26 protein-coding genes are annotated in these 25,453 nt (G+C 72.4%); 11 read left to right on the plus strand and 15 right to left on the minus strand.

Going from position 1 to position 25,453, the window contains the following annotated elements; genetic code table 11:
• The first annotated feature begins 86 nt into the window (after positions 1-86).
• From KUM38_RS27905 to KUM38_RS27925, 5 genes are all read left to right on the plus strand, one after another.
• Positions 87-1,058, plus strand: coding sequence for an ABC transporter substrate-binding protein (locus KUM38_RS27905; RefSeq protein WP_217133135.1), 972 nt, complete (start codon positions 87-89; stop codon positions 1,056-1,058).
• A complete protein-coding gene (locus KUM38_RS27910) occupies positions 1,055-1,828 on the plus strand; it encodes an ABC transporter permease (RefSeq protein ID WP_217133138.1) in 774 nt (257 codons plus the stop codon). The genes KUM38_RS27905 and KUM38_RS27910 overlap by 4 nt, the downstream gene beginning before the upstream one ends.
• The gene (locus KUM38_RS27915) at positions 1,825-2,604 is read left to right on the plus strand and encodes an ABC transporter permease (protein WP_217133141.1); all 780 of its coding nucleotides are present in this window, start codon (positions 1,825-1,827) and stop codon (positions 2,602-2,604) included. The genes KUM38_RS27910 and KUM38_RS27915 overlap by 4 nt, the downstream gene beginning before the upstream one ends.
• Positions 2,605-2,624: 20 nt before the next feature.
• Entirely contained in the window at positions 2,625-3,413 is a 789-nt protein-coding gene (locus KUM38_RS27920; protein ID WP_217133143.1) for an ABC transporter ATP-binding protein, read from the plus strand.
• Between the two features lie 121 nt (positions 3,414-3,534).
• Positions 3,535-3,978: a hypothetical protein gene (locus KUM38_RS27925; RefSeq protein ID WP_217133146.1), complete on the plus strand. Its 444-nt coding sequence runs from the start codon at positions 3,535-3,537 to the stop codon at positions 3,976-3,978.
• A 124-nt stretch (positions 3,979-4,102) separates the two neighbouring features.
• Here the strand turns inward: KUM38_RS27925 and KUM38_RS27930 are convergent, their stop codons facing one another.
• From KUM38_RS27930 to KUM38_RS27985, 12 genes are all read right to left on the minus strand, one after another.
• A complete protein-coding gene (locus tag KUM38_RS27930) occupies positions 4,103-5,686 on the minus strand; it encodes a glycoside hydrolase family 13 protein (protein WP_217133148.1) in 1,584 nt (527 codons plus the stop codon).
• Between the two features lie 37 nt (positions 5,687-5,723).
• Positions 5,724-6,587 carry a carbohydrate ABC transporter permease gene (locus tag KUM38_RS27935; protein WP_217133151.1) on the minus strand — a complete coding sequence of 288 codons (864 nt, stop codon included), beginning with the start codon at positions 6,585-6,587 and terminating at the stop codon, positions 5,724-5,726.
• A complete protein-coding gene (locus KUM38_RS27940; RefSeq protein ID WP_217133153.1) occupies positions 6,584-7,537 on the minus strand; it encodes a carbohydrate ABC transporter permease in 954 nt (317 codons plus the stop codon). The genes KUM38_RS27935 and KUM38_RS27940 overlap by 4 nt, the downstream gene beginning before the upstream one ends.
• A gap of 3 nt (positions 7,538-7,540) precedes the next feature.
• Positions 7,541-8,884 carry an ABC transporter substrate-binding protein gene (locus tag KUM38_RS27945; protein WP_217133154.1) on the minus strand — a complete coding sequence of 448 codons (1,344 nt, stop codon included), beginning with the start codon at positions 8,882-8,884 and terminating at the stop codon, positions 7,541-7,543.
• A 136-nt stretch (positions 8,885-9,020) separates the two neighbouring features.
• Positions 9,021-10,019 (minus strand): LacI family DNA-binding transcriptional regulator, encoded by a 999-nt coding sequence (locus tag KUM38_RS27950; protein ID WP_217133157.1) that lies wholly within the window; start codon positions 10,017-10,019, stop codon positions 9,021-9,023.
• A 57-nt stretch (positions 10,020-10,076) separates the two neighbouring features.
• Positions 10,077-10,736: a GntR family transcriptional regulator gene (locus tag KUM38_RS27955; protein WP_374227091.1), complete on the minus strand. Its 660-nt coding sequence runs from the start codon at positions 10,734-10,736 to the stop codon at positions 10,077-10,079.
• Entirely contained in the window at positions 10,733-11,734 is a 1,002-nt protein-coding gene (locus KUM38_RS27960) for a proline racemase family protein (RefSeq protein WP_217133158.1), read from the minus strand. The genes KUM38_RS27955 and KUM38_RS27960 overlap by 4 nt, the downstream gene beginning before the upstream one ends.
• Before the next feature lie 15 nt (positions 11,735-11,749).
• Positions 11,750-12,640: a dihydrodipicolinate synthase family protein gene (locus KUM38_RS27965; protein WP_217133160.1), complete on the minus strand. Its 891-nt coding sequence runs from the start codon at positions 12,638-12,640 to the stop codon at positions 11,750-11,752.
• Positions 12,637-14,016: an NAD(P)/FAD-dependent oxidoreductase gene (locus KUM38_RS43030; protein ID WP_217133162.1), complete on the minus strand. Its 1,380-nt coding sequence runs from the start codon at positions 14,014-14,016 to the stop codon at positions 12,637-12,639. Before KUM38_RS43030 ends, KUM38_RS27965 begins: the two co-directional genes overlap by 4 nt.
• Complete coding sequence (locus KUM38_RS27975) at positions 14,006-14,305, minus strand: (2Fe-2S)-binding protein (protein ID WP_217133164.1); 300 nt, start codon at positions 14,303-14,305, stop codon at positions 14,006-14,008. Before KUM38_RS27975 ends, KUM38_RS43030 begins: the two co-directional genes overlap by 11 nt.
• Positions 14,302-15,465, minus strand: a complete 1,164-nt coding sequence (locus KUM38_RS27980) for an FAD-binding oxidoreductase (RefSeq protein WP_217133166.1) — start codon at positions 15,463-15,465, stop codon at positions 14,302-14,304. The genes KUM38_RS27975 and KUM38_RS27980 overlap by 4 nt, the downstream gene beginning before the upstream one ends.
• 65 nt (positions 15,466-15,530) lie before the next feature.
• Positions 15,531-16,190 (minus strand): hypothetical protein, encoded by a 660-nt coding sequence (locus tag KUM38_RS27985; RefSeq protein ID WP_217133168.1) that lies wholly within the window; start codon positions 16,188-16,190, stop codon positions 15,531-15,533.
• Between the two features lie 223 nt (positions 16,191-16,413).
• On the opposite strand from KUM38_RS27985, the gene KUM38_RS27990 reads away from it, so the two are divergent.
• The 3 genes from KUM38_RS27990 to KUM38_RS28000 all read left to right on the plus strand — a co-directional run bounded on the left by KUM38_RS27990 (position 16,414) and on the right by KUM38_RS28000 (position 18,009).
• Positions 16,414-17,070 (plus strand): helix-turn-helix transcriptional regulator, encoded by a 657-nt coding sequence (locus KUM38_RS27990; RefSeq protein ID WP_217133170.1) that lies wholly within the window; start codon positions 16,414-16,416, stop codon positions 17,068-17,070.
• 31 nt (positions 17,071-17,101) lie between these two features.
• A complete protein-coding gene (locus KUM38_RS27995; protein ID WP_217133255.1) occupies positions 17,102-17,644 on the plus strand; it encodes a toxin-antitoxin system, toxin component in 543 nt (180 codons plus the stop codon).
• A 128-nt stretch (positions 17,645-17,772) separates the two neighbouring features.
• Positions 17,773-18,009 (plus strand): hypothetical protein, encoded by a 237-nt coding sequence (locus KUM38_RS28000; protein ID WP_217133172.1) that lies wholly within the window; start codon positions 17,773-17,775, stop codon positions 18,007-18,009.
• A 35-nt stretch (positions 18,010-18,044) separates the two neighbouring features.
• Here the strand turns inward: KUM38_RS28000 and KUM38_RS28005 are convergent, their stop codons facing one another.
• Positions 18,045-18,722: a 4'-phosphopantetheinyl transferase gene (locus tag KUM38_RS28005; RefSeq protein WP_217133182.1), complete on the minus strand. Its 678-nt coding sequence runs from the start codon at positions 18,720-18,722 to the stop codon at positions 18,045-18,047.
• Entirely contained in the window at positions 18,719-19,576 is an 858-nt protein-coding gene (locus KUM38_RS28010) for a metallophosphoesterase (RefSeq protein ID WP_217133184.1), read from the minus strand. The genes KUM38_RS28005 and KUM38_RS28010 overlap by 4 nt, the downstream gene beginning before the upstream one ends.
• Before the next feature lie 235 nt (positions 19,577-19,811).
• On the opposite strand from KUM38_RS28010, the gene KUM38_RS28015 reads away from it, so the two are divergent.
• The gene (locus KUM38_RS28015; RefSeq protein WP_217133186.1) at positions 19,812-20,945 is read left to right on the plus strand and encodes an ATP-grasp domain-containing protein; all 1,134 of its coding nucleotides are present in this window, start codon (positions 19,812-19,814) and stop codon (positions 20,943-20,945) included.
• A 172-nt stretch (positions 20,946-21,117) separates the two neighbouring features.
• Here KUM38_RS28015 and KUM38_RS28020 read toward each other — a convergent pair whose 3' ends face one another.
• Positions 21,118-22,455 carry a 6-phospho-beta-glucosidase gene (locus KUM38_RS28020; RefSeq protein ID WP_217133188.1) on the minus strand — a complete coding sequence of 446 codons (1,338 nt, stop codon included), beginning with the start codon at positions 22,453-22,455 and terminating at the stop codon, positions 21,118-21,120.
• A gap of 100 nt (positions 22,456-22,555) precedes the next feature.
• On the opposite strand from KUM38_RS28020, the gene KUM38_RS28025 reads away from it, so the two are divergent.
• Together KUM38_RS28025 and KUM38_RS28030 are read left to right on the plus strand one after the other, a co-directional pair.
• Positions 22,556-23,326 (plus strand): IclR family transcriptional regulator, encoded by a 771-nt coding sequence (locus KUM38_RS28025; RefSeq protein WP_217133190.1) that lies wholly within the window; start codon positions 22,556-22,558, stop codon positions 23,324-23,326.
• Between the two features lie 607 nt (positions 23,327-23,933).
• A complete protein-coding gene (locus KUM38_RS28030) occupies positions 23,934-25,343 on the plus strand; it encodes a glycoside hydrolase family 16 protein (RefSeq protein ID WP_217133192.1) in 1,410 nt (469 codons plus the stop codon).
• The last annotated feature ends 110 nt before the right edge of the window (positions 25,344-25,453 follow it).

The following is a 25,453-nucleotide window of genomic DNA, read 5'->3' on the forward strand; positions in this document are numbered from 1 at the left end:
CTCTACGTTCCCGCTCAGCACGTTCGTTCTCTCTGCGCACCGTCTGTCGGAGCATCCGGTCCGGTCCCACCGCGGGAGTCACAGTCATGCGTCGTCGTCTGCTCATCGGCCTCACGGCCGCATCCGTCCTGACCGCCGCGACGGCCTGCGGCTCGTCCGACTCCGGCGGGTCGGACGAGGCCGGCTCGTCCGGCGGCACCACCACCGTGACGGTGGGTCTCATCCCCATCGTCGACGTGGCGCCCCTGTACCTGGGACAGCAGAAGGGCTTCTTCAGCGAGCGCGGGCTGAAGCTGGACTTCTCCAGTGCGCAGGGCGGCGCCGCCATCGTGCCCGGCGTGGTCAGCGGCCAGTTCGAGTTCGGGTTCTCCAACATGACCTCGCTGATGATCGCCCGGTCCAACGACGTGCCGGTGAAGGCGGTGGCGAACGGCATCGCCTCGACCGGTGAGGTGGGCAAGGACTTCGAGGCGCTCACCGTCAAGGGCGACAGCCCGATCAAGTCGGCGAAGGACCTGGAGGGCAAGAAGGTCGCCATCAACACCCTGAAGAACATCAACGAGACCGCGGTGCGCGCCTCGGTGCGCAAGGCGGGCGGCGATCCCGACAAGGTGGAGCTGGTCGAGCTGGCCTTCGACCAGATGCCGGCCGCGCTCGACGGCGGGCGGATCGACGCGGCGATGGTGGTGGAACCGGCACTGGCCACGATCAAGAGCCAGGGCGGCCGCGAGATCGCCTCCCCCATGATCGACATCGCTCCGGAGCTCACCGTCGCCATGTACTTCACCTCCGTCAAGTACGCGCAGGAGAACCCGGAGGTGGTGAAGAAGTTCCAGGAGGCCACCGCCGAGTCCCTGGCCTACGCCGACTCCCACCCCGACGAGGTGCGCGAGATCGTCACCACGTACACGAAGATCCCGGCGGACGTGCTGGCGAAGGTGACCCTGCCGAAGTGGCCGGCCGAGCCCAACCGCGCCGCCATCGAGGAACTGGCGGAACTGGGCGAACGGGACGGCCTGTTCAAGCAGACCCCGGACCTGGACGAGCTGCTGCCGTGAGGGGCGCGAACGCCGCTCTCGGTGCGGCCGGGCTCGCGGCCTTCCTCGTCCTGGCCGAGGCGGTGCCGCGGCTCGGTCTGGTCGAGGAGGAGCACTTCCCGCCGGCCAGCCGTGTCGCCGACGCGCTCGGCACGGAGTTCGCGGACGGCGCCTTCTGGACCGCGCTCGGCGACACCCTCACCGGCTGGGCGCTGGGCCTGGCGATCGCGGCCGGCGCGGGGATCGTCGCCGGGGTGGTCCTGTCCGTGGTGCCGTATCTGCGCGAGGCGACGGCGTCCACGATCGAGTTCCTGCGCCCCATCCCGTCGGTCGCGCTGATCCCGCTGGCGGTGCTGCTGTACGGCACCGGTCTGAGGTCGGTGCTGCTCCTCGTCGTGTACGCCTCCTTCTGGCAGGTGCTGATCCAGGTCCTGTACGGCGTCCAGGACGTCGACCCGGTCGCCGAGGAGACGGCACGGTCGTACGGGCTCGGCACCTGGGCGCGGATCCGGTACGTGCTGTGGCCGACCGCGCTGCCGTACGTGATGACCGGGGTGCGGCTGGCGGCGGCGGTCGCGCTGATCCTCGCCGTCACCGCCGAACTCGTCATCGGGGCACCGGGCCTGGGCGCGCGGATCGCCGTGGCGCAGACCTCGCAGGCGGTGCCCGAGATGTACGCGCTGATCGTCGTCGCCGGACTGCTCGGGCTGCTGATCAACGTCGGGGCCCGGTCGGTGGAGCGGCGGGCGCTGGCCTGGCACCAGTCGGTGCGCGGGGAGGTGGCGGTGTGAGGCGGGTGCTGCTGCGTCTGGTGTTCGTGCTCGCGCTGCCCGCGGTGCTGGTGGCCGTCTGGTGGGTGTCCTCGGCCGACAGCGAGGACGTGTACTGGCCGCCGCTGCGCACGATCCTGGAGACCTTCCCGGACGTCTGGACCGGCGAGCGGTGGCGCGGTGACGTGCTGCCCAGCGTGCTGCGGCTCGCGGCGGGCTACGCGCTCGCGGCGGTCGTCGGTGTCGCGCTCGGCACGCTGATCGGCTCGTACCGGCGGGTGCGGGCGGTGTGCGAGCCGGTGCTGGAGTTCCTGCGGGCCGTGCCGCCGCCGGTGCTGGTGCCGGTGATCATGCTCTTCGCGGGCATCGGCGACACCATGAAGATCGTCGTCATCGCGAGCGGCTGTGTCTGGCCGGTCCTGCTCAACACGGTCGAGGGGGTGCGCGCGGTCGACGCCGTGATGACCGAGACGGCCCGCTCCTACGGCATCACGGGCGCCGCACGCCTCAAGGACGTGGTGCTGCCCTCGGCGAGCCCGCAGATCTTCGCGGGTCTGCGCCAGGCCCTGTCGATCGGCATCATCCTCATGGTGATCAGCGAGATGTTCGCCGCCAGCAACGGTCTCGGCTTCACCGTCGTGCAGTTCCAGCGCTCCTTCGCGATCCCCGACATGTGGACCGGCATCCTGCTGCTCGGCCTGCTCGGCTTCGTGCTCTCGGTCCTCTTCCAGCTGGTCGAGCGGCGGGCGCTCGGCTGGTACCACGGTCTGCGCGCCGCCGCCCGGCGGTCCCGGTGAAACTCGTGAAAGGGCGATCGATGCTCGACGTACGTGGCCTGCGGAAGGTGTACGAGGGATCGGGGCGGCGCACCGAGGCGGTACGTGATCTGACGTTCACCGTGGAGGCCGGTGAACTGGTCTGTCTGGTCGGCCCGTCCGGCTGCGGCAAGACGACGCTGCTGAAGTGCGTGGGCGGGCTGCTCGAACCGACGGCCGGTGAGGTGTACCTGGCCGGGCGGAAGGTGGACGGTCCGCCGCCGGGGATGGCGTTCGTGTTCCAGGAGTACGGGCGCAGCCTGTTCCCGTGGATGCGGGTCGGCCAGAACGTCGAACTCCCGCTGAAGCAGAAGGACCTGGGCAAGGCCCGGCGCAGGGAGCTGGTGGCGGACGCCCTCGCCTCGGTGGGACTCGCGGACGCGGCCGGGGCGTACCCGTGGCAGCTCTCGGGCGGCATGCAGCAGCGGGTGGCGATCGCGCGGGCGCTGGCGTACGAGCCCGAGGTGCTGCTGATGGACGAGCCGTTCGCGGCGGTGGACGCGCAGACCCGCGCCGATCTGGAGGACCTGGTACGGCGGCTGTGGCGGGAGCGCGGGATCACGGTCCTGTTCGTCACCCATGACATCGACGAGGCGGTGTACCTCGGCGAGCGGGTGATCGTGCTGTCGGCCTCCCCCACCGTCGTACGGGAGCAGCTGAAGGTGGACCTGCCGGCGGAGCGGGACCAGTTGAGCACGCGTGTGACCCCGCGCTTCGCCGAGCTGCGGACCCATGTGTACGAGCAGATCCAGGCGGCGAAGCGCGGGACGGCCACGGACAAGAGGTCCTGACGAAGGCGCTGCGGTCCTCTTCGAGGTACATTCTCCGGACCTCGGTGACATCTGCCGGAGGAATCAGCTCCGCATGCCGTGCCGGCCACTACCGGACCCTGACTCTGAAATGGATGCGGTAATGACAAGTTCAGAGATGGGCCCGGATGAACAGTCCCAGTACGTTCAAGAGGCCGTTCGAGGACTCATCAGCGGGGCGCCGGAGGGATGGTCCGGGCTGAAGTACACCTATCGGTCCACGGTCGGGTTCAGCGATTCAGACCTCGAATTCACCATGAGCGACGGCAGCAAGCAGGGCGGGACGGCTCCGGTATCGGTTTTCGACGCCATGGACGACCTGCGCCGTGCCATGCATGAACCGGGGAAGGGGACTTGGTTCACTGCGGTGATCACCGCAGACAGCTTTCTGGCGTATCGAACGAACTTCGACTACGACTCTGAGCCGAACTTCGTGCCGCAGATCAACGCCGGCAGCTATCTGGACGACATGCGGCACTTCCCGCGCGACGAGGAGAACACCCCAGACTGGTTGAAGCGCAAACTGGAACTCGCGCGACCAGTGTGAAGAAGGTCGTCGGGCTGCCCGGCCGCGCACGCGCGACCCGCCGGCCGGGCACGTCTGACGGTGCTGGAGGTGCTCATGTGCTGGTCCCTTCGGGGTGGGGGTGCGGGAACGAGCGGGTGCGGTCTCAGGCGCGCAGCCAGACCGCGGTGTCCTTGGGGAGTCGTCCGTCGTCGGTGAGCGGACCGCTGCCGAGGAGCAGCGCGGTGTGGGCGGGGAGGTCGGCGGGCGTGTCCGCGAGGTTCACCAGGCAGATCGCGGCGCCGTCCGCGCGGGTGAAGCCGAGCACGCCGTCGGGGGTGGGCAGCCAGGTGAGGGGGCCGTCGCCGAGGGCCGGGCGCAGGCGGATCGCCTCGCGGTAGAGGGCGAGCATCGAGCCGGGGTCCCGCGCCTGCCGGTCGGCCGCGTACGACGCCCAGCCGACGGGCTGCGGCAGCCACGGTTCGCCGCCGAACCCGGCGTGCGGCGCGTCCGCCGTCCACGGCAGCGGCACCCTGCACCCGTCGCGGCCGGGGTCGGTGCCGCCGGAGCGCGCGTGCATGGGGTCCTCGATGCGGTCGAGCGGGATGTCGGCCTCGGGCAGGCCGAGTTCCTCGCCCTGGTAGACGTAGACCGCTCCGGGCAGGGCCAGGGAGAGCAGGGCCGCGGCGCGGGCCCGGCGGGTGCCGAGGGCGAGGTCGGTCGGGGTGCCGAAGGCCTTGGTGGCGAAGTCGAAGCCGGTGTCGGCGCGGCCGTAGCGGGTGACCGTGCGGGTGACGTCGTGGTTGCACAGCACCCAGGTGGCGGGGGCGCCGATCGGCGCGTGTTCGGCGAGGGTGTCCTCGATGGAGGCGCGCAGTCGTGCCGCGTCCCAGGGGCAGGTCATGAAGGAGAAGTTGAACGCGGTGTGCAGTTCGTCGGGGCGCAGGTAGCGGGCGAAGCGTTCGGTGTCGGGGAGCCAGACCTCGCCGACGAAGACGCCACCGTACTCGTCGGCGACGGCCCGCCAGGCACGGTAGACGTCGTGGAGTTCGTCGCGGTCGACGTAGGGGTGCGGGTCGCGGCCCGCCACGAAGTCCGGCAGCCGGGGGTCCTTCACCAGCAGCGCGGCGGAGTCGATGCGGACGCCGGCCACGCCCCGCTCGAACCAGAAGCGCAGGATGTCCTCGTGTTCCTGGCGGACGGCGGGGTGCGCCCAGTTGAGGTCGGGCTGTTCGGGCGCGAACAGGTGGAGGTACCAGTCGCCGCCGGGCAGCCTGGTCCAGGCGGGGCCGCCGAACTCCGACCGCCAGTCGTTCGGGGGGAGTTCACCGCTCTCGCCGCGGCCGGGACGGAAGTGGAACAGTTCCCGCTCGGGACCGCCGGCGAGCGCCGCCCGGAACCAGGGGTGCTGGTCGGAGACGTGGTTCGGCACGATGTCGACGATCGTGCGGATGCCCAGTCCCCGTGCCTCGGCGATGAGTTTCTCCGCCTCGGCGAGAGTGCCGAAGGCCGGGTCGATCGCCCGGTAGTCGGCGACGTCGTAGCCGCCGTCCTTCATCGGGGACAGGTACCAGGGGTTGAACCACAGGGCGTTCACGCCGAGTTCGGCGAGGTACGGCAACTTGGCGCGGACGCCCGCGAGGTCGCCGGTGCCGTCGCCGTCGCCGTCGGCGAAGCTGCGGACGTACACCTGGTAGATGACGGCGGAGCGCCACCAGTCGTCGCTCTGGGCAGGGGTGGGCTGTCCCACGGTGCGTGCCTTTCTCTTCTGTGGACGAGGTGCGGTGTCAGCCCTTGGTGCTGCCCGCGCTGATTCCGGCGATGATGTGCCGCTGGAAGACGAGGAACAGCGCGACCATGGGGATGCTGGCGATCACCATCGCGGCGATGAGCACGGTCAGCTGGATGTTCTGCGACAGTTGCACGAGGGCCACGCTGATCGGCTGTTTCCCCGTGTCGGAGAAGACCATCAGCGGCCAGAGGAAGTCCTGCCACACGGCGACCAGCGCGAAGATCGACACCACGCCGAGCACCGGACGCGACATGGGCAGCACGATCGACCACAGGGTGCGCAGCCTGCCCGCGCCGTCCATCTCGGCGGCCTCGAGCACGTCCCTGGGCAGCTGGTCGAAGAACCGCTTGAGCAGGTAGAGGTTGAAGGCGTTGGCGACGGCCGGCAGCCAGATGGCGAGCGGGTCGTTGAGGAGGCCGAGATCCGCCACGGTCAGGTACTTCGGTACGACCAGGGCCTGGGCCGGGACCATCAGCGTGGCGAGGATGCCGCCGAGGATCAGTGTGCCGAAGGCGGGCCGGAGCTTGGACAGGGCGTAGGCGGCGGCCGTGCAGAACACCAGCTGGAACAGCCAGGCGCCGGCCGCCTGCACCACCGTGTTCCACAGGTGGGTGGGCAGCTGCATCAGCTCCCAGGCGTCGGTGTAGCCGCTGGTGCTCCAGCTCTCCGGGACGAGGGTGGGCGGGGTGCGCGCCACCTCGTCCGGTGACTTCATCGCACCGCTCGCCATCCAGTAGACGGGGAAGAGGAAGGCGAGCGCGAAGAGCACGACGACGCCGGTGAACACGGTCCAGTAGACGGCCCTGCCGCGCGGGCGGGCCAGCACGGCCGGGGAGACGAGGGTACGGGTGCTGCTCACGCGGCCTCCTCTCCGGAGCGGGTGAGGCGGAGGTAGACGGCGGAGAACGCGCCGAGCAGGGCGAGGAGCATCACGCTCAGCGCACAGGCGCCGCCGAAGTCGTTGTAGAGGAAGGCGTACTTGTAGATGAGGTAGAGGACGGTCACGGTGGCGTTCTCGGGGCCGCCGCCGGTGATCACGAAGGGCTCGGTGAACACCTGCATGGTGGCGATGATCTGGAGCAGCATCAGCATGAGGATGACGAACCTGGTCTGCGGGACCGTCACGTGGCGGATGCGCTGGAGCAGGCCCGCTCCGTCCAGTTCGGCGGCCTCGTACAGCTCGCCGGGGATGGACTGGAGCGCGGCGAGGTAGATGAGGACGGTGCCGCCCATGTTGGCCCAGGTGGCGACGATCACCAGGGAGACCAGGGCGGTGTCGGCGCCGTTGGACCAGTTCGAGGTGGGCAGGTGGAGGAAGCGCAGCGCCTCGTTGGCGAGGCCGGCGCCCGGATCGTAGAACCACTTCCACAGCAGGGCGCTGACCACCGGCGGGATCATCACCGGCAGGTAGACGACGACCCGGAAGAACGCCTTGGCGTGCCTCAGTTCGTTCAGGACGAGGGCGAGCACGAAGGGGATCGCGAAGCCGATCAGCAGGGCGAGCAGGGTGAAGGTGAGCGTGTTGCGCCAGGCGGCGCCGAACTCGGGGTCGTTCAGGACCCGGGTGAAGTTGGCGGTGCCGACCCATTCGGGGTCGGAGCCCGGCGTGTACTTCTGGAAGGCGATCACGACGGCGCGGATCGCCGGGTACCAGGAGAACAGGGCGAAGCAGACGAGCCCGCCGAGGAGGAAGCCGTAGGCGCGCAGATGGTCGGTGAGGCGGCGCCGTCTCCGGTCCCCTGCCGGGGACGGCGCCTTCACCGGTCGGACCCGCACGGCCGCGGCCGGCCGTTCAACCGTCTTCGTCACCGGTCAGCTCCGGGCCAGGATGCCGTCGATCTTGCCGGAGGCGTCCTTCAGGAGCCGGTCGATGTCCGCGTCCTCCTTGGTGAGGACGGCGGAGACGACACCGTCGAGGACGGAGTAGAGCTGCTGGGCGTGCGGCGGCTCGATCTTCATCTCCAGTTGCCGGCTGCCGTCGAGGAAGGACTGGTAGTTCTCCACCGGGACGTTGGCGTTGGCCTTCTTGACCTGCTGGTCCTTGGCGTCTGCGGCGCCGGTGAACAGGCGGGGCTCGGGCAGGCCGACCGGGGCGTCGTTCTTCTTGGCGCGGGCGTAGTCGCCGAGGAAGCCGTCGCCGGGGGTGAGGAACATGTGGTCCAGCCACTTGAGGCCGGCCCGGATCTGCTCGGGTGAGGCGTTCTTGTCGAACATGTAGCCGTCGCCGCCGATGAGGGTGCCCTCGCCGCCGGGCATGGGGGCGAGGGCGATGTTCTCGTACTCGGCGCCCTTCTCCTTGACGAGGATCGGGATGTTGTCGGGGGCGGCGAGGTACATGCCGAGCTTGCCGGCGCCCATCATCTGCTGGACGTCGTTGATGACGAGCAGTTGCTTGCTGCCCATCGACTCGTCCTTCCACCGCATGTCGTGGAGGGTCTGGAGCACGGCGCGGCCCTCGGGGGTGTCGACGGTGGCCTTCTTGCCGTCGGCGCTCACCACGTCGCCGCCCTGGGAGTAGAGCTCGGCGGTGAAGTGCCAGCCGCCCTGGTTCTGGGCGCTGTAGTCGGCGTAGCCGACGGTGCCGTCGCCGAGTGCGGCGATCCTCTTGGCGGCGTCGCGGACCCCGTCCCAGGTGGTGGGCGGCCGGTCCGGGTCGAGTCCGGCCTTCTCGAAGAGTTCCCGGTTGTAGATCAGGCCCATCGAGTAGCCGGTGCGCGGGATGCCGTAGACCTTGCCGTCGACGGTGTAGATGTCCCGCAGCTGCTGCTGGATGGTGTCGTAGCTCTTCAGCTCCTTGACGTACGGGGTGAGATCGGCCGCCTGGCCGATGTCGACGACGTGCCGCGCGTCGGTGAAGTAGGTGTAGAAGACGTCCTCCATCTGCCCGCCGGCGAGCTTGGCGTCGAACGTCTTCGGGTCCTGGCAGGGGAACGCGTCGTGCGGGACGACGTCGATGTCCGGGTTCTTCTTCTCGAAGGCGGCGACGTCCTCCTCGAAGAACTGGCGGTCGACCTTGGCGCTCTTGGGCGGCATGCAGTTGACCGTGATGCGGGTCTTGCCGCCGGCGGCTTCGTCGTCGTTCGACCCGCACGCGGTGAGCGTGAGCGCGCCGACGCCTAGCGCGACGAGGGTACGACGGATCCCGGTGCTTCTCATCGGTGGACCCCTTACGGGACAGGAGCGAGTGAACCCCTCGGAACAGGAGCGGTGGGCGGGGCACACTCAAGCACCGACGACATCGGTCCGCAAGATGTCGCGCAGAATCTGAAATTATTCGACAGTGGAGCGGGGTTCAGGAACGGGGTGCCTGGGCGGTCGACCCCCGTACCACCAGCTCGGGTTCGAACAGCAGCTCCTCGGGGGCCACCGCACTGCCGCTGATCTGCGCGTTCAGCAGTTCCACCACCGCCTTGCCCATGGCCTCGATGGGCTGCCGGACGGTGGTCAGCGGGGGCTCGGTGCAGTTCATCAGCGCCGAGTCGTCGTAGCCGACGACGGATATCCGCCCGGGCACGTCGAGCCCCTTGCGGCGGGCGGCCCGTACGACACCGAGGGCGAGGGGGTCGCTGGCGCAGATGAAGCCGGTGACGCCCCGCTCGATGAGCCGGGAGGCGGCGGCGTGACCGCCCTCGATGGAGAACATGGCGCGGGCGACGTGCTCTTCGGGCACCTCCCCCGCGACCGCGCGGGCGGCGGCCAGCTTGCGGGCCGAGGGCATGTGGTCGCCGGGACCGAGCACCAGCCCGATGCGCTCGTGCCCGAGCGAGGCCAGGTGCCGCCAGGCCTGCTCCACGGCCACGGCGTCGTCGCACGAGACGGCGGGGAAGCCGAGGTGCTCGATCGCCGCGTTGACGAGGACGACCGGGATGTTGCGCTCGGCGAGCCGCCGGTAGTGGTCGTGGGGCGCGTCGGCCTGGGCGTAAAGGCCGCCGGCGAACACCACACCGGACACCTGCTGCTGGAGCAGCAGGTCCACGTAGTCCGCCTCGGAGACGCCGCCCCGGGTCTGGGTGCACAGCACCGGCGTGAGGCCGAGCTGGGCCAGCGCGCCGCCGATGACCTCCGCGAAGGCCGGGAAGATCGGGTTCTGCAGCTCGGGCAGGACCAGGCCGACCAGCCGGGCGCGTTCACCGCGCAGTTGGGTGGGCCGCTCGTAGCCGAGCACGTCCAGGGCGGAGAGCACCGCCTGCCGGGTGGCCTCGGAGACCCCCGGCTTGCCGTTGAGCACCCGGCTGACCGTGGCCTCGCTGACCCCGACCTTCTTCGCCACCACAGCAAGTCGTCGTGTCATGCGCGCAAGAGTAACGCAAGAAACGCAAGCCGCTTGCGTTCACGCGCAAATTCGTCGTCAAGGCGCCGCCCAGAGCCCTCGGACGTGCCCGAGGTGGCGGGTCATCACGGTCCGTACGGCCTCCGTGTCCCGGGCGAGCAGCGCGTCGAGCAGCTCCAGGTGCTCCTCGGCCGACGCCTCCAGCCGCCCCTGCTCCACCAGCGCGGTCAGCCCGTACAGACGTGCGCGCCGGCGCAGGTCCCGGACCACCTCGACCAGGTGACCGTTGCCGGCGAGCGCCAGCAGGCCCAGGTGGAAGCGCTGGTCGGCCTCGATGTACGCGATGAGGTCACCGGCCGCGGCGGCGGTGACGATCTCCTCGGCGACCGGGCGCAGCGCCTCCAGGGCCACCCGGTCCGCGGTGGCGGCCAGGTGGGCCGTCGTCGGGATCTCGATGAGCGCGCGGATGTGGGTGTACTCGTCGAGCTGCCGGTCGGAGACGGCGGTGACCCGGAAGCCCTTGTTGGGCACGGTGTCGACCAGCCCCTCCTTGGCGAGGTCGAGCATGGCCTCGCGCACGGGGGTGGCGGAGACACCGAAGCGTGCGGCGAGCCCGGGGGCCGAGTACACCTCGCCGGGGCGCAGTTCCCCGGCGATCAGCGCGGCCCGCAGCGCGTCCGCGACCCGCTCGCGGTAGCTGGGCCTGCGGCCGCCCAGGTCGGAGAGGGCGGTGTTCACAGCACGAATCCCGCCGGGAACGGGTCCCGCGGGTCCAGCAGGTACTGCGCGGTGCCGGTGATCCAGGCCCGGCCGGTGAAGCTGGGCAGCACCGCCGGGCGGCCGGCCACCTCGGTGGTGCCGAGCAGCCGGCCGGTGAACCGGGTGCCGATGAAGGACTCGTTCACGAACTCGGTGTGCAGCGGGAGTTCGCCGCGCGCGTGGAGCTGGGCCATGCGGGCGCTGGTGCCGGTGCCGCAGGGCGAGCGGTCGAACCAGCCGGGGTGGATCACCATGGCGTGCCGGGAGTGGCGGGCGGTGGCGTCGGGAGCGGTCACCTGGACATGGTGACAGCCGTGGACGGACGGGTCCTCGGGGTGGACCGGTTCGCCGTCGGCGTTGATCGCCTCCATCAGGGACAGTCCGGCCGCGAGGATCTCGTCCTTGCGGGACCGGTCGAAGGGCAGCCCGAGCCGGTCCAGCGGCAGGACGGCGTAGAAGTTGCCGCCGAAGGCGAGGTCGTAGGTCACCGTCCGCCCGTCGGGCAGGGTCGCCTTCCGGTCGAGGCCGACGACGAAGGACGGGACGTTGCGCAGGGTCACGGCCGTGGCGGCGCCGTCCTCGACCGCCACCTCGGCGACGACGACCCCGGCGGGGGTGTCCAGGCGGATGGTGGTGACCGGTTCGACGACCTCGACCATGCCGGTCTCGACGAGCACCGTCGCGACACCGATCGTGCCGTGCCCGCACATCGGGAGGTAGCCGGAGACCTCGATGTAGACGACGCCCCAGTCGCAGTCGGGCCGGGTGGGCGGCTGGAGGATCGCACCGCTCATCGCCGAGTGCCCGCGCGGCTCGTTCATCAGGAACCGCTTGATGTGATCGCGGTGTTCGCGGAAGTACAGGCGCCGCTCGTTCATGGTCGCGCCGGGGATGGTGCCGATGCCGCCGGTGATCACACGGGTGGGCATGCCCTCGGTGTGCGAGTCGACGGCGTGCAGGACGAGCTTGCTGCGCATGACCGGGCCCCTCCCCTACGCCAGTCCGGCCGCGACGGCCTTCTCGGTGGCCGCGCGGACGGCCGCCTCCTGACCGGGTTCCAGGGGGACGCGGGGCGGGCGGCAGGGGCCGCCGTGCCGTCCGACGAGGTCCATGGACAGCTTGATGGCCTGCACGAACTCCACCCGTGAGTCCCAGCGCAGGAGGGGGTGCAGTCGCCGGTACAGCGGCAGCGCGGTGCCGAGGTCGCCGCCGGTGGCGGCGCGGTAGAGCTCGACGCAGGACCGGGGCAGCGCGTTCGGGTATCCGGCCACCCAGCCCTTGGCGCCGGCCACGGCGAGTTCCAGCAGGACGTCGTCCGCGCCGACCAACAGGTCCAGTTCGGGGGCGAGTTCGGCGATCCGGTAGGCGCGGCGGACGTCCCCGGAGAACTCCTTGACGGCCTGGACGTACCCTTCGCCGTGCAGCCGGGCGAGCAGTTCCGGTACCAGGTCGACCTTGGTGTCGACGGGGTTGTTGTAGGCGACGACGGGGAGTCCGGCGGCGGCGACCTCGGCGTAGTGGGCGAGGACGGCGCGTTCGTCGGCGCGGTAGGCGTTGGGCGGCAGCAGCATCACGGCCCGGCAGCCGGCCTCGGCGGCCTGCTCGGTCCAGCGGCGGGCCTCGGCGGATCCGTAGGCGGCGACGCCGGGCATGACGCGCTCCCCGCCGATCGCGGCGACGGCCGTCTCGACGACCCGGGCGCGCTCCTCGGGAGTGAGCACCTGGTACTCGCCGAGGGAGCCGTTCGGTACGACGCCGTCGCAGCCGTTCTCCACGAGCCAGGCGCAGTGCTCGGCGTAGCGGTCGTGGTCGACGGAGAGGTCGTCGGTCAGCGGCAGCGCGGTGGCGACGAGGACGCCGCGCCAGGGACGGTGGTCGGTCATGAGGGTCCTCTCTCGGTCTGCTGTTCGTGCTGTTCGGCGAGTACGCCCAGCGGCACCGGTCGGGCGAACGGCCGCCGGGACGGGGCGGGTTCGCAGCCGGCGAGGCCCGTCACCGCCGGTTCGCACATCCGGCCCTGGCACCAGCCCATGCCGGCCCGGGTGAGCAGCTTGACCGTGCGGACGTCCCCGGCCCCGAGCGCGAGGCCCGCGCGGACCTCGCCCGCCGTGACCTCCTCGCAGCGGCAGACCACGGTGTCGTCGGTGACCCGGTCGGTCCAGTGGGCGGGCGGGGCGTACACGGCGTCGAGGGCGGCCGCGGATCCGCGCAGCCGGGCGCGGGCCCTGGCGGCCGGGGCCCACGCACCGGGGTCGGGTACGGTGCCCCGCAGCCGGGCGGCGATCGAGCGGCCCGCGATGTGCCCCTCGGCGAGCGCGAGCGCGGCACCGCCGATGCCGGTGGCCTCCCCCGCCGCCCACACACCGGGGACGTCGGTGCGCTGTTCCGCGTCGACGGCCACGGTGAGTCCGTCGAGGCGGCAGCCGAGGCTCTCGGCGAGGTCGGTGTGCGGGAGCATGCCGTGGCTCACCGCGAGGGTGTCGCAGGGCAGCCGGCGTTCGGTGCCGGGCCGGACGCGGCCGTGCGCGTCGAGGGCGGCGACGGTGACGCCGGTGAGCCGATGGTCGCCGTGGGCGCGGACGACGGTGTGCCGGGCGAGGAACGGCACGCGGTGGCGCAGCAGCCGGGCCGCGTACCCGGCGCCCTCGGGCAGCTTGCCGGCCAGCGCTCCGGCGTGCCGCGGCAGGCGGCCCGGGTCCGCGGACTCCACCAGCGCGGCGACCCGTACGCTCGCCGCCGCGAGCCCGGCCGCCACCGGCAGCAGCAGCGGCCCGGTCCCGGCCACGACGGCGGTCCGGCCCGGTACGACGAGCCCGCCCTTGAGCATGGCCTGGGCGCCGCCCGCGGTGACGACTCCGGGGAGGGTCCAGCCGGGGAAGGGCAGCACGGTCTCGTATCCGCCGGTGGCCAGCAGTACGGCGGTGGCGCGCACCTCGACCGACTTCTCCTGCTCCGGTCCGAGCAGCGCGTGCACGGCCGGTCCGTCGGGTGTCCGCTCCACGCACCACACATGGTGCTCGCCCAGCACGCGCACGGAGCTCGTGGCGAGCCGGTCCCGCAGCCTGGCCCAGGTGCGCCACCGGTGGTGCAGGACCCGGGGGCGTTGCGCGCGCAGTCCGGCGGCGGGCTGCCGGTAGAACTGCCCGCCCGGTTCGGGAGCCGCGTCGATCAGGGCGACCCGCAGACCGCGCCGGTCCGCCGCGAGGGCCGCGGCGAGTCCCGCCGGGCCCGCGCCGATCACCGCGAGGTCAGTGCGCACGGCCCGTCCCCTCCTGGCTGCGGATCACGTCGCCCGGCCGGGCCGGGACCAGACAGGCCCGCTGGTCGGGCCGGTCGTTCACGGTGACCAGGCAGTCGAAGCACACCCCGATCCCGCAGAACACCCCGCGGGGGCGCCCGTCGCCCCGGGTGGTGCGCCACGAGGTGACGCCGGCGGCCCACAGCACGGCGGCGATCGTCCGGCCGGGCAGCGCCTCGATCCGCCGTCCGTCGAAGGTGACCTCGAAGGCGGGTCCGGGGCGCGCCCCGGCGAGCTCCAGCGGATTCACCGCACGGCCTCCTTCGCCGTAGAGGGGAAGCGGTCGGGCCGGAACGGGGTGAGGTCCAGTTCCGGTGTCCCTCCGGTCAGGGCCTGGGCGATCAGCAGGCCGGTGCCGGTGGCCAGTCCGATGCCCGCGCCCTCGTGGCCGCACGCGTGGAACAGTCCGGGCGCCCGGGGGTCGGGGCCGATCGCGGGCAGGTGGTCGGGCAGGTACGGCCGGAAGCCGGCGTACGCGCGCAGGGCCCGGACGCCGGACAGGAAGGGGAACAGGCGGGTCGCCCCGGCCGCCAGGGCCCGCACCGCCGGGAGGGACAGGGACCGGTCGAAGCCGACCCGTTCCCGGCTGGCGCCGATGAGCACCGGTCCGGCGGCCGTTCCCTCCACCACCGGGGAGGTCTGCAGTGCCGCGGAGTCGCTGGCGACGTCGGCGACGTAGTCGGCGGCGTACACCTTGTGCCGGATGCGGGGCGGCAGCGGCTCGGTGACCAGGACGAAGCCCCGTCGGGGCAGGACGGGCAGGGACACCCCGGCGCGGGCGGCCAGTTCGCCGCCCCAGGGGCCGGCCGCGTTGACGACGGCGGGGGCGTGGAGGTCGCCGCGGTCCGTGCGGACCCCGCGCACCGCGCCGTCGGTGGCGCGCAGGACCCGGGTCACCTCGCGGCCGGTGAGCAGCCGGGCCCCGGAGGCGCGCAGCAGGTGGGCGGCGGCGAGGGCGGGCATCACCTGGGCGTCCTGCGGATAGTGCACGCCGCCCGCGAGGCCGGGCGCCAGACGCGGTTCGAGGTCGTGGAGCCGGTCGGCGGGGACGGGGTCGGCCGTCACCCCGGCGGCCCGCTGGGTGTCCGCGAACGTCCGCAGCCCGTCGAGCGCTTCGGGGGTCTCGGCGACGACGAGTCCGCCCTTGGCCTCGTACTCGACCGGCCCGACCGGCTCCTGCGCCACCTGTGCCCACAACCGGTGGGACAGCAGGGCGAGTCCGAGTTCGGGTCCGGGCGCCTTGTCGGAGACGAGGAGGTTCCCCTCGCCGGCGCCGGTCGTGCCGCCGGCCACGGGACCCCGGTCCACCACGGTCACGGCGAGGCCCGCCCGGGCCGCGTACAGGGCGCAGGCGGCGCCCGTCATCCCGGCGCCCACTACCACGACATCGCAGGTCAGCGACTCGCTCACGCCAGTACTATGTCACACAGCACTGTGCCGGGGAAGAGTGCGGACACCGTCGGCGAGGGGCTGCCTCAGCCGGCGGAGCGGACCACTCTCAGGTGGGAGGCGGCGCGGCGGGACCCCCGGTCCCCGGACGGGGTGCGGCGCGCCTCGCGCAGGACCAGCGTCAGCCGGGTGCAGTCCATGTCCTGGAGGGCCGGGGTCGTCTCCGCGACGATCCGGCAGTCCGTGGCGCCCCAGCGGGGGTCGGGGTGGAGCAGCGGCCGTACGGCGCCGTCGTGTTCGGCGGCCTGCTCGCCGACGGCCCGCAGCCAGTGCGGCAGTCCGTGCCGGTAGGCGGCCTCCATGATGGGGTCCTGGGCGATGTCGCGGCGGATGGTCTGCAGCCCGTGGTCGTGGCCGTACCGCTCGACGGTCCCGGCGAAGTGGGCCAGCATCGGCAGGCACCAGCTCGACTCGTGGTCGCCGAGCACCGTGGCCGCGTCCGGGTGGAAGAGGACGAACCGGAGGAAGTTGTCGGAGGGCAGGGCCGTCGGATGCGGCTCGACGTCCTGGAAAAGTGTCCGGAAAGCGGCGTTGGTGAGCAGCACGTCCCAGCGGTGGTCGACCACCAGGGAGGGGAAGGCGGTCGCCTCCAGGAGTACGGCGTAGTCCTGGAAATAGGCATGGGCCTCGGGAGTCCCGGGGACGGGCCGCGGTGCCGGCCGCTGCCCTCCTGCCTGATGTGCCATCGGGAGGTCACCCCTCTTGCCTGTGCGGCCCTGACGCGGCGCCCCGATCCTGCTGCCCGCACGCGATGCGTGTCAACTATCGTGGCATTCCATGCCGGTTGACGGCTGAAATTGGCCACAGTTGTGGCGAGACCTGGATGTGAGTTCGAGACAACGGCTAGTCTCCGTGAAGTTCACGGCAATCGCTTGTGAGAAGCCTGTGAGAGACCTAGGAGATCTTTCGGTGACGGGTGGCTTCGAGGGTCCGGGCGCCACGCCGACGGCCGCGCTGCCGGCCGTCGTCGCCCGCGTCACCGCACTCGCCGACCGGCTCGGCGTGGCGCACGCCGAGGTCTTCGACGTCGGCCGGCTGTCCGCCGCTTCCGGTGTCCCGGAGTCCGTGGTCAAGGCGCTGCTGAGCGGCCGGTCCACGGGCGAGCCCGATGTGCAGGCGCGGTTCGTGCAGCGGCTGGACCTGCTGCGCCGCACCCGGCTGAAGCCGAACGGCCGCAAGTACACGCAGCAGGAGATCGCCGACGGCGCGGGCATGTCCCGGCAGCAGGCCGGCGCGCTGATCAACGGCGACCGGCGTCCGACCATGGAGCACTGCGACGCCATCCAGCGGTTCTTCCGGGTGCACGCCGGTTTCCTCACCGCCGAGGACCCCGAGGCGCTCGCGGGCGCGCTCCAGCACACCGAGCAGGAGCTGCTGCAGAAACTCGCGGACCGGGAGCGGGCGGCGGCGGCGCCGGCCGACGACCCGCTGGAGCGGCTGCTGCAGGACCACGGGGTGCGCCAGATCGCCTGGCGGGCCGCCCAGCTGCCCACCGACCAGCACCGCGACAAGGTCGCGGAGTGGCTGGACATGCTCCTGGAGAGTGTCCAGCGGCCCAAGGCCTGACCCGGGGAGGACAGTGGGCATCGGCAGGGAAATGCGCCGCCTGTGCGGCGAGTTGCTGGCGGAGCTGACGCTTCCGGTCCCGGCGCGGCCCGCCGACCTGTACGCGGCCCTGTGCGAGGCGATGAGCAGGCGCCGCGGCCGGCCCGTGCTGTTCCGCACGGCGGTCTTCCCGCCCGGGACGGCGAGCGGGCTGTGGCTCGACATGGCGGACCAGGACCTCGTCGTGATCGAGGAACGCACGGCGCCCGACCACCAGCTGGTGATCCTGGGTCACGAACTGTGGCACATGCAGGCCGGGCACCGCGGCCGCCGTCACGTCCGGGGCGCCGAGGTGGCGACGCGTCTGCTGGGTCATGCCCTCGACGAGGACACCCTGCGGGCGGCCGTCCTGAAGGTCGCCGCGCGCACCCGGTTCGACCTGGCCGAGGAGAAGGAGGCCGAGGCCTTCGGCCTGCTGCTGGCCAGCAAGTGCCGGACCCGGCTGGCCGGTTCGTCGCTGCGCGGGCCGGTACGGCGGGACCGGCTGGCGGGGCGGATCGAGGCGTCGCTGGGGTACCTGGGGCCGCAGGGCTGAGCGGGCACGCCCCGGCGCGCGAGCCCCTCCGGGTGGGGGAACCGGACCGCGGGGCGACCCGATTGTCAGTGGTGGGCGGCAAGCTGGAGGCGAATCGTCACCGACCGCGACACGGGGAGAACCGAGCGATGCCCACCGCCGTACCGACCGACCGCGAGCGCACCGCCGTCCAGGCCTATCTACGGCTGCTGCACACGGTGCGCGCCGCCCTCGACACCCGGCCGGGCCCACCGGGGCCTCCCGGGCCCCCGGTGGTGCCGCCCTCCGTGCTCGCCGAGGCGGAGACCGCCCTGGCCCGGGCAGGCCTGACCGGCAACGAGGAGGTGTTCTTCCGGATGCTGCGCGACTGGCACCCCGAGCCGTAGCCGGCCGTGTCCCGGGGCGGCGGCCGCCGTCCCGCTCAGACGTGCGGGACGGTGACCGCCGTCGCGACCAGGTCTCCTCCGGTGATCCAGCGGCCGGTGAAGTGGTCGACCACGCGGGTGCCCACGCGCGGGCCGGGGACGAGGAGGGTGGCCCGGAAGCCGCCGCGGGTGTGCTCGCCGGGGTCGGCGAAGAAGTCGAGGTCGGCCTCCAGGAAGTCCAGCCACTTCCCGGTGAGCGGGAACCACGCCTTGTAGACGGACTCCTTGGCGCTGAACAGCAGCCGGTCCCAGTGCACGGCGGGCAGCTCCTCGGCCAGTCCGCCGATCCGCGCCGCCTCCTGCGGCAGCGCCACGGAGGACAGGACACCCTCGGGCAGCGGAGCGTGGGGCTCCGCGTCGATGCCGAGGGACGCCAGGTCGGTGGCGCGCACCAGGGCTGCGGCGCAGTAGCCCTGGCAGTGGGTCATGCTGCCGGCCAGCCCGTCGGGCCAGACGGGGGCGCCCCGCTCACCGGGCAGCACCGGCCGCGCGGGCACGCCCAGCTTCTCCATGGCGCGGCGGGCGCAGGAGCGTACGGCGGTGAACTCCCGGCGGCGTTTGAGGACGGCGCGCTCCAGCAGCGCCTCCTCCTCGGGATACAGCGGTGCGTCGACACCCTCGTCGCCGTAGGCCTCGACGGCGACCACCGTCTGCGGCAGCAGTTCCTCGATCATCGCCCCTCCTCCGTCCGCGGCACGATCCGGCGCAGCCGTCCCGGAGGCTGTTCGCGCTTGCGCCATTCGCGCGGGTAGCCCACCGACACCTCCTCGAAGCGGACCCCGTCCTGCCGGGTGCTCCGGGGGATGTGCAGATGACCGTAGACCATGGTGTGGACGGGGAACCGCCGGTGCCAGTCGTCGGTGAGCACGGTGCCGCACCACATGGCGAACTCGGGGTACCACAGGACGTCCGTCGGATGGCGGTGCAGCGGCCAGTGGTTGACCAGGACGAGCGGCAGTCCGTCCGGCACCTCGGCCAGCCTGCGTTCGGTCCCGGCGACCCGGGCCCGGCACCAGGCCTCCCGGCTCGGGTACGGGTCGGGGTGCAGCAGCTGCTCGTCGGTGCAGACGACCCCGGTGCCGTGCGCGTACTCCAGCCCCTCGTCCTTGGTGGCGCACCCGGGCGGCAGGAACGAGTAGTCGTACAGCAGGAACAGCGGTGCGACGGCGACCGGGCCGCCGGGGCCGTCCCAGACGGGGTACGGGTCCTCGGGTGTGATCACCCCGAGGTCGCGGCACTGTTCGACCAGGTGGTCGTAGCGGGCGACGCCGCGCAGTGTGACCGGGTCGCTCGGATGGGTCCACAGCTCGTGGTTGCCGGGCACCCAGACGACCTTGGCGAACCGGCCGGCCAGGGTCTTGAGGGCCCAGCGGACGTCCTCCACGGTCTCCGCGACGTCACCGGCCACGAGCAGCCAGTCCTCGTCCGACTCGGGCCGCATCCGTTCGACCAGCTCGCGGTTCTCGGCGTAACCGATGTGCAGGTCGCTGATGGCCCACAACTGTCCGCCCTCGTCTGTCCCCGACATCACCCGTCGCTCCTTCAGCCGTCACGAACGCCACCACGAGATCACATCCGTGCCGCCGGAACAAGCGCACCCCGTCTCCGGGTGTGGTACGGGAGCAGCCGCCGAAGCCGTATAGTCTGCCCCGACACCACCGCCGTGAAACGCCCTGCGCACAGGGCGGTTTGGTGACCCTCCACACTCCTGCCCGGGCGACGGGCCGCTGAGCCCTGCCCGCACACCCCGAAAGGCGGCCTGCATGATCTCTCGCGTACGCGTCTGGCTCAACCGCACGTACGCGGAGAACGTGTTCTTCATGGATCAGCTGCGGAGAAATCCCGGCGACCGGGCCGTCGAGATCCACGCCACCCACGGCGACCCCGACTCCCCCGTGCTGGCCGCCGCCGACACCGCCGAGCTGGAGCCCGAGGGGCTGTCCCCGGCGGCGTACGTCGAGTACGCGCTCGCCCAGTGCGAGCGGCGCGGCATCGACGTGTTCGTGCCCCGGCTGCACCAGGCGGCGATCGTCGCGCACCGCGCCGAGTTCGAGGCGGTCGGTACGGCGCTGCTTGCGCCGCCGCCCGAGGCGGTGGCCGTGTTCCACGACAAGGTGATCGCCTATGAGGCGGTCCAGGCGATCGGGGTGCCCGTGCCGCCGTGGTGGCGGGTCCGCAGTGCGGACGAACTCGTCGCGGTGGTCGACGAGTTGGAGGCGCGCGGGTATCGGGCCTGCTTCAAGCCCGCCTCCGGCGCGGGCGGGGTGGGCTTCCGCGTGATCACCCGCGCGCCCTTCTCGCTCACCCAGCTGAGCGGCTTCCCGAGCCCGTACGTGCCGCTCGGCCTGGTGCTGGACGCCCTGCGGGAGGCCGACGACCCGGTGGACTGGCTGGTGATGCCCCGGCTGGAGCAGCCCGAGGTGTCGGTGGACTGCCTCACCGGGACCGACAACCGGATCCGGCTGGCGGTGGGACGCACCAAGAACGGCCGGCGCAGGGGCTTCACGCTGCACGAGCAGTGGCTGGAGCCGGCCCGGCGGATCGCGGAGGGCTTCGGACTGCACCACCTGTCCAACATCCAGTTCCGGATGCTGGGCGAGCGGCCCGTGCTCATGGACGTCAACACCCGGCCGGCGGGTGGGCTGCACCAGCTGTCGCTGTGCGGGCTGAACGTCCCGTGGGCCGCCGTGCGGCTGGCGCTCGGCGAGGACCCGGGCGAGATGACGCCGCCGTTCCTGGGCCAGGACTACACGGTGGTGTCGGGTCCGCGTCCGCTGCTGCCGGTGACGCTGCCGCAGCAGCACGCCGACGTACCCACGGCCGCGACCGCGCTGGGGGCCGTACCGGCTCCGGCCCCGTCCGTGGAGCCCCGGACGGCGACCGGAGCGCGCACGTAGGAAATCTCCGGGAAATTTCCGCCGGGGGTGTATCAGGAGCCGGGTCGCGTGCTCTTGATGGTGACGGCGACTTGGGGAAGCCGCCGGGGGGAAGCACGGGGGAACGGGGGGCTCGGGTCGGTCGGCCGCTGTCACGGGGGGCGACCGGCCGACCCGAAGCCGTGTCCGCCGGCTATCCGAGGTAGGCGAGGCCTGGGTGGACGGCGGTGTAGCCGTCGACGAGACGGCGGGCCACGTTCACGGAGTCCACGAGCGGATGCAGCGCGAACGCCTTGACGGCCGTCGCGCGGGAACCCGACCGGGCGGCGGCGAGCACCTCGCGCTCGACGGCCTTGACGGCGCAGACCAGACCGGTGGCGTGGCCGGGCAGCGGGTCGACGGAGACGGGGTGCGCGCCACTGGCGTCCACCAGGCAGGGGACCTCGATGACGGCGTCCGCGTCCAGGGGGGACAGGGTGCCGCGGTTGCGGACGTTGAGGATCAGGGTGGCGCGTTCGTCGCGGGCGATCGCCCGCATCAGGGCGAGCGCCACGTTCTCGTAGCCGCCGGACAGGTCCTCGGCCTCGCGTTCGCCCGCGCCCGCCGCCTCCCGGTTCTCGGCCATGTAGGTGGCCTCGCGTTCGGCACGGGTGCGGTTCCACAGGTCCAGGGCGGGGACGCCGGGGTCGGCCACCCCGGCGTAGAACCGTGCCTGCTGGTCGTGCAGGAACGCGCCCCGGGTCCGCTCCGCCTCCCGGTAGGCGCGTACGGCCTCACGGTTGAAGTAGTAGTAGTGCAGGTACTCGTTGGGGATCGCGCCCAGGGACCGCAGCCAGTCGGCGCCGAAGAGCCTGCCCTCCTCGAAGGAGCCGAGCAGGACGGGGTCGGCGAGCAGGCGCGGGAGTTCGTCGCGGCCGGCGACCCGCAGACCGCGCACCCAGCCGAGGTGGTTGAGGCCGACGTAGTCGATCCACGCCTCCCGCGGCCGCGCGCCGAGCACCCGGGCGATACGGCGGCCGAGGCCGACCGGTGAGTCGCAGATGCCGATGACGCGGTCGCCCAGGTGACGGGACATGGCCTCGGTGACCAGGCCGGCGGGGTTGGTGAAGTTGATGACCCAGGCGTCGGGGGCGAGGCGGGCCACCCGCCGGGCGATGTCGACGGCGACGGGCACGGTGCGCAGACCGTAGGCGATGCCGCCCGCGCCGACCGTCTCCTGGCCGAGCACGCCCTCGGCCAGGGCGACCCGTTCGTCGTTCGCCCTGCCTTCGAGGCCGCCCACGCGGATCGCGGAGAAGACGAACGCGGCGTCGCGCAGCGCCTCGTCGAGGTCGGTGGTGACGGTCACCCCGGGCGCGTCGGGCACACCGGCGGCCTGCTCGGCCAGCACCCGGGCGATCGCGCGCAGCCGCCCGGCGTCCACGTCGTGCAGGACGACACGGGTCACCCGGCCCTCGGCGTGGTCCCCGAGCAACGCCCCGTACACCAGCGGCACACGGAATCCCCCACCGCCCAGAATCGTCAGTTTCACACCCGCACCTTCCCGCCACGACGAACCGGGACGACCCTACTCGTGGCGCGACCGCGCCGGGCACGCTCCGCCGACCCGACCCGCTGGAGGACAGCCGGCCATGACCAGCCGCTCCGCGCCCGACCGTCTGCTGTCCGTGCTCGCGGCCTTCGACCACGCGCATCCGGCGCTGACGTTGACGGACATCAGCCGCCGGGCCGGGCTCACGCTGACCACCGCGCACCGGCTCGTGGGCGAGCTCGCCCGGTGGGGGGCGCTGGAGCGGGACGCGTCGGGGGCGTACCACGTCGGGCTGCGGCTGTGGGAGCTGGCCGCGCTCGCCCCGCGCGGGCCGGCGCTGCGGCAGGTCGCGCTGCCGTACCTGGAGGACCTGTACGAGGCGACGCACGAGAACGTGCAGTTGGCGGTGCGCGACGGGAGCGAGGTCGTCTACACCGAGTGGCTGTCGGGGCGCTCGGCGGTAGGTGTGCACATCCGGGTCGGCGCCCGCTGGCCGCTGCACGCCACCGGGGTCGGTCTCGTCCTGCTCGCGCACAGCGGCTCCGGCTTCCAGGAGGAGTACTGCGCGGGCCCGCTCGCCTCCTTCACCCCGTACACGATCACCGAACCGGAGCCGCTGCGGCGGGTGCTGGCCGAGGTGCGGCGTTCGGGTGTCGCGGTGAGCGACCGCCAGGTCACCCCGGACGCGCTGTCGGTGGCGGCGCCCGTGCGCGGCCCCGACGGCACGGTGACCGCCGCGGTGTCGGTCGTCGTCCCCCGCTCCGACGCGCGGATCCCCGCCCTGACCCCGGCCCTGCGCCTCGCGGCCCGCGGCATCTCCCGGGCCCTGGGCTGGCAGCCGGCCGCCCCGTCGCACGGCGGGGACACCTGAAGGGCCGGCTCCCTCCCCGCCCGACGCCCGGCTCTCCGCACACCGCCCGCGGATCACCGGCCCTCTCTTTCCGGTCGGCGCGGCGGGGCGTCTCCCACCTGCCCGAAGTCGCCGCGAAATCCCTCTCACCGGTGAGGACCGGGCTCCCGGCTCCTCGTGATACTGGTACGGCCCCCGCCCCGAGGAGCCGCTCATGTCCCTCCGGTCCGCCTTCGCGCCCACGCGGCGGAGCCGCATGTCGACACAGCCCCGCGCCCCTTCAGGGGCGCGGGGAACCGCGCGATCAGCCACGACGGACCCGCGGCCGCCACGCGACCGCCCCGGCACCCACCCCCGTCCACGCGTGGTCGAACGGAGCGACGGGCACGACGCCCGGGAACTCCCCGGCGTCGCGCCCGCCCGACGTTCACGACTCCCCTTGCACCCATTCGCGTCAATTCGAGACGTGAACTCTCCGCGCCCGCAGGGACTTTCTCGGTTACACCTCTTGACGGCGCAAGCGCCGCAGAGCACATTGGCGTCACTTTGAGAGCGCTCTCAAGCGAGGTTCCGGGCTCTCGAACACACCCCACACCACAGGCGTCCGAACCCGAGAGGGCATCCCCGCATGAGTGACACCTCCGGCATCCCCCGCACGCTCCGCAGACCCCGCCCGCTGCGGCGGGCGCTCCTCGCCGTCGTCAGCACGCTCGCCCTCGCCGCGGGCGCGGCCACGGCGGCGAGCCCGTCCGCGAGCGCCTCCGTGCCGCCTCCGCCGTCGGGCTGGACCCAGGTCTTCGCCGACGACTTCGACGGTCCCGCGGGCAGCGGTGTCAACACCTCCCACTGGCAGTACGCGACCGGCAAGGGCTACCCGGGCGGCCCCGCCAACTGGGGCACCGGTGAGATCGAGACGATGACGTCCAACCGGGACAACGTCTCCCTCGACGGCAACGGCAACCTGCGCATCACCCCGCGCCGCGACGCCTCCGGCAACTGGACCTCCGGCCGCATCGAGACCAACCGCACCGACTTCCAGCCCCCGGCCGGCGGCAAGCTCCGCGTCGAGGGCCGCATCCAGGTGCCGAACGTCACCGGCGCCGCCGCCAAGGGCTACTGGCCGGCGTTCTGGATGCTGGGCTCCCCCTACCGGGGCAACTACTGGAACTGGCCCGCCGTCGGCGAGCTGGACATCATGGAGAACACGCAGGGCAACAACACCGTGTTCGCCACGATGCACTGCGGCACCTCACCGGGCGGTCCGTGCAACGAGACCAGCGGCATCGGCGGTTCGACCACCTGCCAGGGCACGACCTGTCAGGCCGGCTTCCACACGTACCGGATGGAGTGGGACCGCTCGACGAGCGTGGAGGAGATCCGCTTCTCCCTCGACGGCAACACCTTCCACACCGTGCGGGAGAACCAGGTCGACGCGACGACCTGGACCAACGCGACGAACCACGGCTACTTCATCATCCTGAACGTGGCGATGGGCGGCGGCTTCCCCGACGCCTTCGGCGGCGGCCCGGACGCGGGCACCCAGCCCGGGCACTCGATGCTCGTCGACTACGTGCAGGTGCTGACCTCCGGTGGCGGCGGCTCCGGCGACCCCGGCACCCCCGGCAACCGCGACGCCTACGGCACCATCCAGGCCGAGTCCTACGACGGCCAGGGCGGCGCGATGACGGAGAACACCTCCGACTCCGGCGGCGGCCAGAACGTGGGCGCGCTGGCAGGCGGTGACTGGCTGCAGTTCAAGGGCGTCAACTTCGGCTCGAACCCGGCCCGGCAGTTCTCCGCGCGGGTGGCGAGCGGTGCGGCGTCCGGCGTCAGCGGGCTGGTCGAGGTGCGCCTGGACAGCCGGAGCAACGCGCCCATCGGCAGCTTCGCCGTGGGCAACACGGGCGGCTGGCAGTCCTGGCGGACCGTCCCGGCGAACATCAGCGACGTGACGGGCACCCACGACGTCTACCTGACCTTCACCAGCGGCCAGCCGTCGGACTTCGTGAACGTCAACTGGTTCACCTTCGGCCACTGATCCCACCGTCCCACCCCCCACACCGGCCTTCCCCGGCCGGGGAAGAGGGCCCACGCGTGCGCGTGGGCCCTCTTTCGCACGTCCGGCCACAGACTGCATGGTCAGGGCGG

Source organism: Streptomyces sp. AC558_RSS880, from assembly GCF_019049255.1.
GTDB lineage: Bacteria > Actinomycetota > Actinomycetes > Streptomycetales > Streptomycetaceae > Streptomyces.

What these genes read in the sequence shown, in the direction of transcription:
- KUM38_RS27925 (WP_217133146.1), top strand. Translation starts at nt 3,535, where the DNA reads ATGACAAGTTCAGAGATGGGCCCGGATGAACAGTCCCAGTACGTTCAA.
- KUM38_RS27985 (WP_217133168.1), bottom strand. Translation starts at nt 16,190, where the DNA reads ATGGCACATCAGGCAGGAGGGCAGCGGCCGGCACCGCGGCCCGTCCCC.
- KUM38_RS28010 (WP_217133184.1), bottom strand. Translation starts at nt 19,576, where the DNA reads ATGTCGGGGACAGACGAGGGCGGACAGTTGTGGGCCATCAGCGACCTG.
- KUM38_RS27945 (WP_217133154.1), bottom strand. Translation starts at nt 8,884, where the DNA reads ATGAGAAGCACCGGGATCCGTCGTACCCTCGTCGCGCTAGGCGTCGGC.
- KUM38_RS27950 (WP_217133157.1), bottom strand. Translation starts at nt 10,019, where the DNA reads ATGACACGACGACTTGCTGTGGTGGCGAAGAAGGTCGGGGTCAGCGAG.
- KUM38_RS28030 (WP_217133192.1), top strand. Translation starts at nt 23,934, where the DNA reads ATGAGTGACACCTCCGGCATCCCCCGCACGCTCCGCAGACCCCGCCCG.
- KUM38_RS28015 (WP_217133186.1), top strand. Translation starts at nt 19,812, where the DNA reads ATGATCTCTCGCGTACGCGTCTGGCTCAACCGCACGTACGCGGAGAAC.
- KUM38_RS28025 (WP_217133190.1), top strand. Translation starts at nt 22,556, where the DNA reads ATGACCAGCCGCTCCGCGCCCGACCGTCTGCTGTCCGTGCTCGCGGCC.
- KUM38_RS27965 (WP_217133160.1), bottom strand. Translation starts at nt 12,640, where the DNA reads ATGACCGACCACCGTCCCTGGCGCGGCGTCCTCGTCGCCACCGCGCTG.
- KUM38_RS27995 (WP_217133255.1), top strand. Translation starts at nt 17,102, where the DNA reads ATGCGCCGCCTGTGCGGCGAGTTGCTGGCGGAGCTGACGCTTCCGGTC.
- KUM38_RS28005 (WP_217133182.1), bottom strand. Translation starts at nt 18,722, where the DNA reads ATGATCGAGGAACTGCTGCCGCAGACGGTGGTCGCCGTCGAGGCCTAC.
- KUM38_RS28000 (WP_217133172.1), top strand. Translation starts at nt 17,773, where the DNA reads ATGCCCACCGCCGTACCGACCGACCGCGAGCGCACCGCCGTCCAGGCC.
- KUM38_RS27920 (WP_217133143.1), top strand. Translation starts at nt 2,625, where the DNA reads ATGCTCGACGTACGTGGCCTGCGGAAGGTGTACGAGGGATCGGGGCGG.
- KUM38_RS27960 (WP_217133158.1), bottom strand. Translation starts at nt 11,734, where the DNA reads ATGCGCAGCAAGCTCGTCCTGCACGCCGTCGACTCGCACACCGAGGGC.
- KUM38_RS27905 (WP_217133135.1), top strand. Translation starts at nt 87, where the DNA reads ATGCGTCGTCGTCTGCTCATCGGCCTCACGGCCGCATCCGTCCTGACC.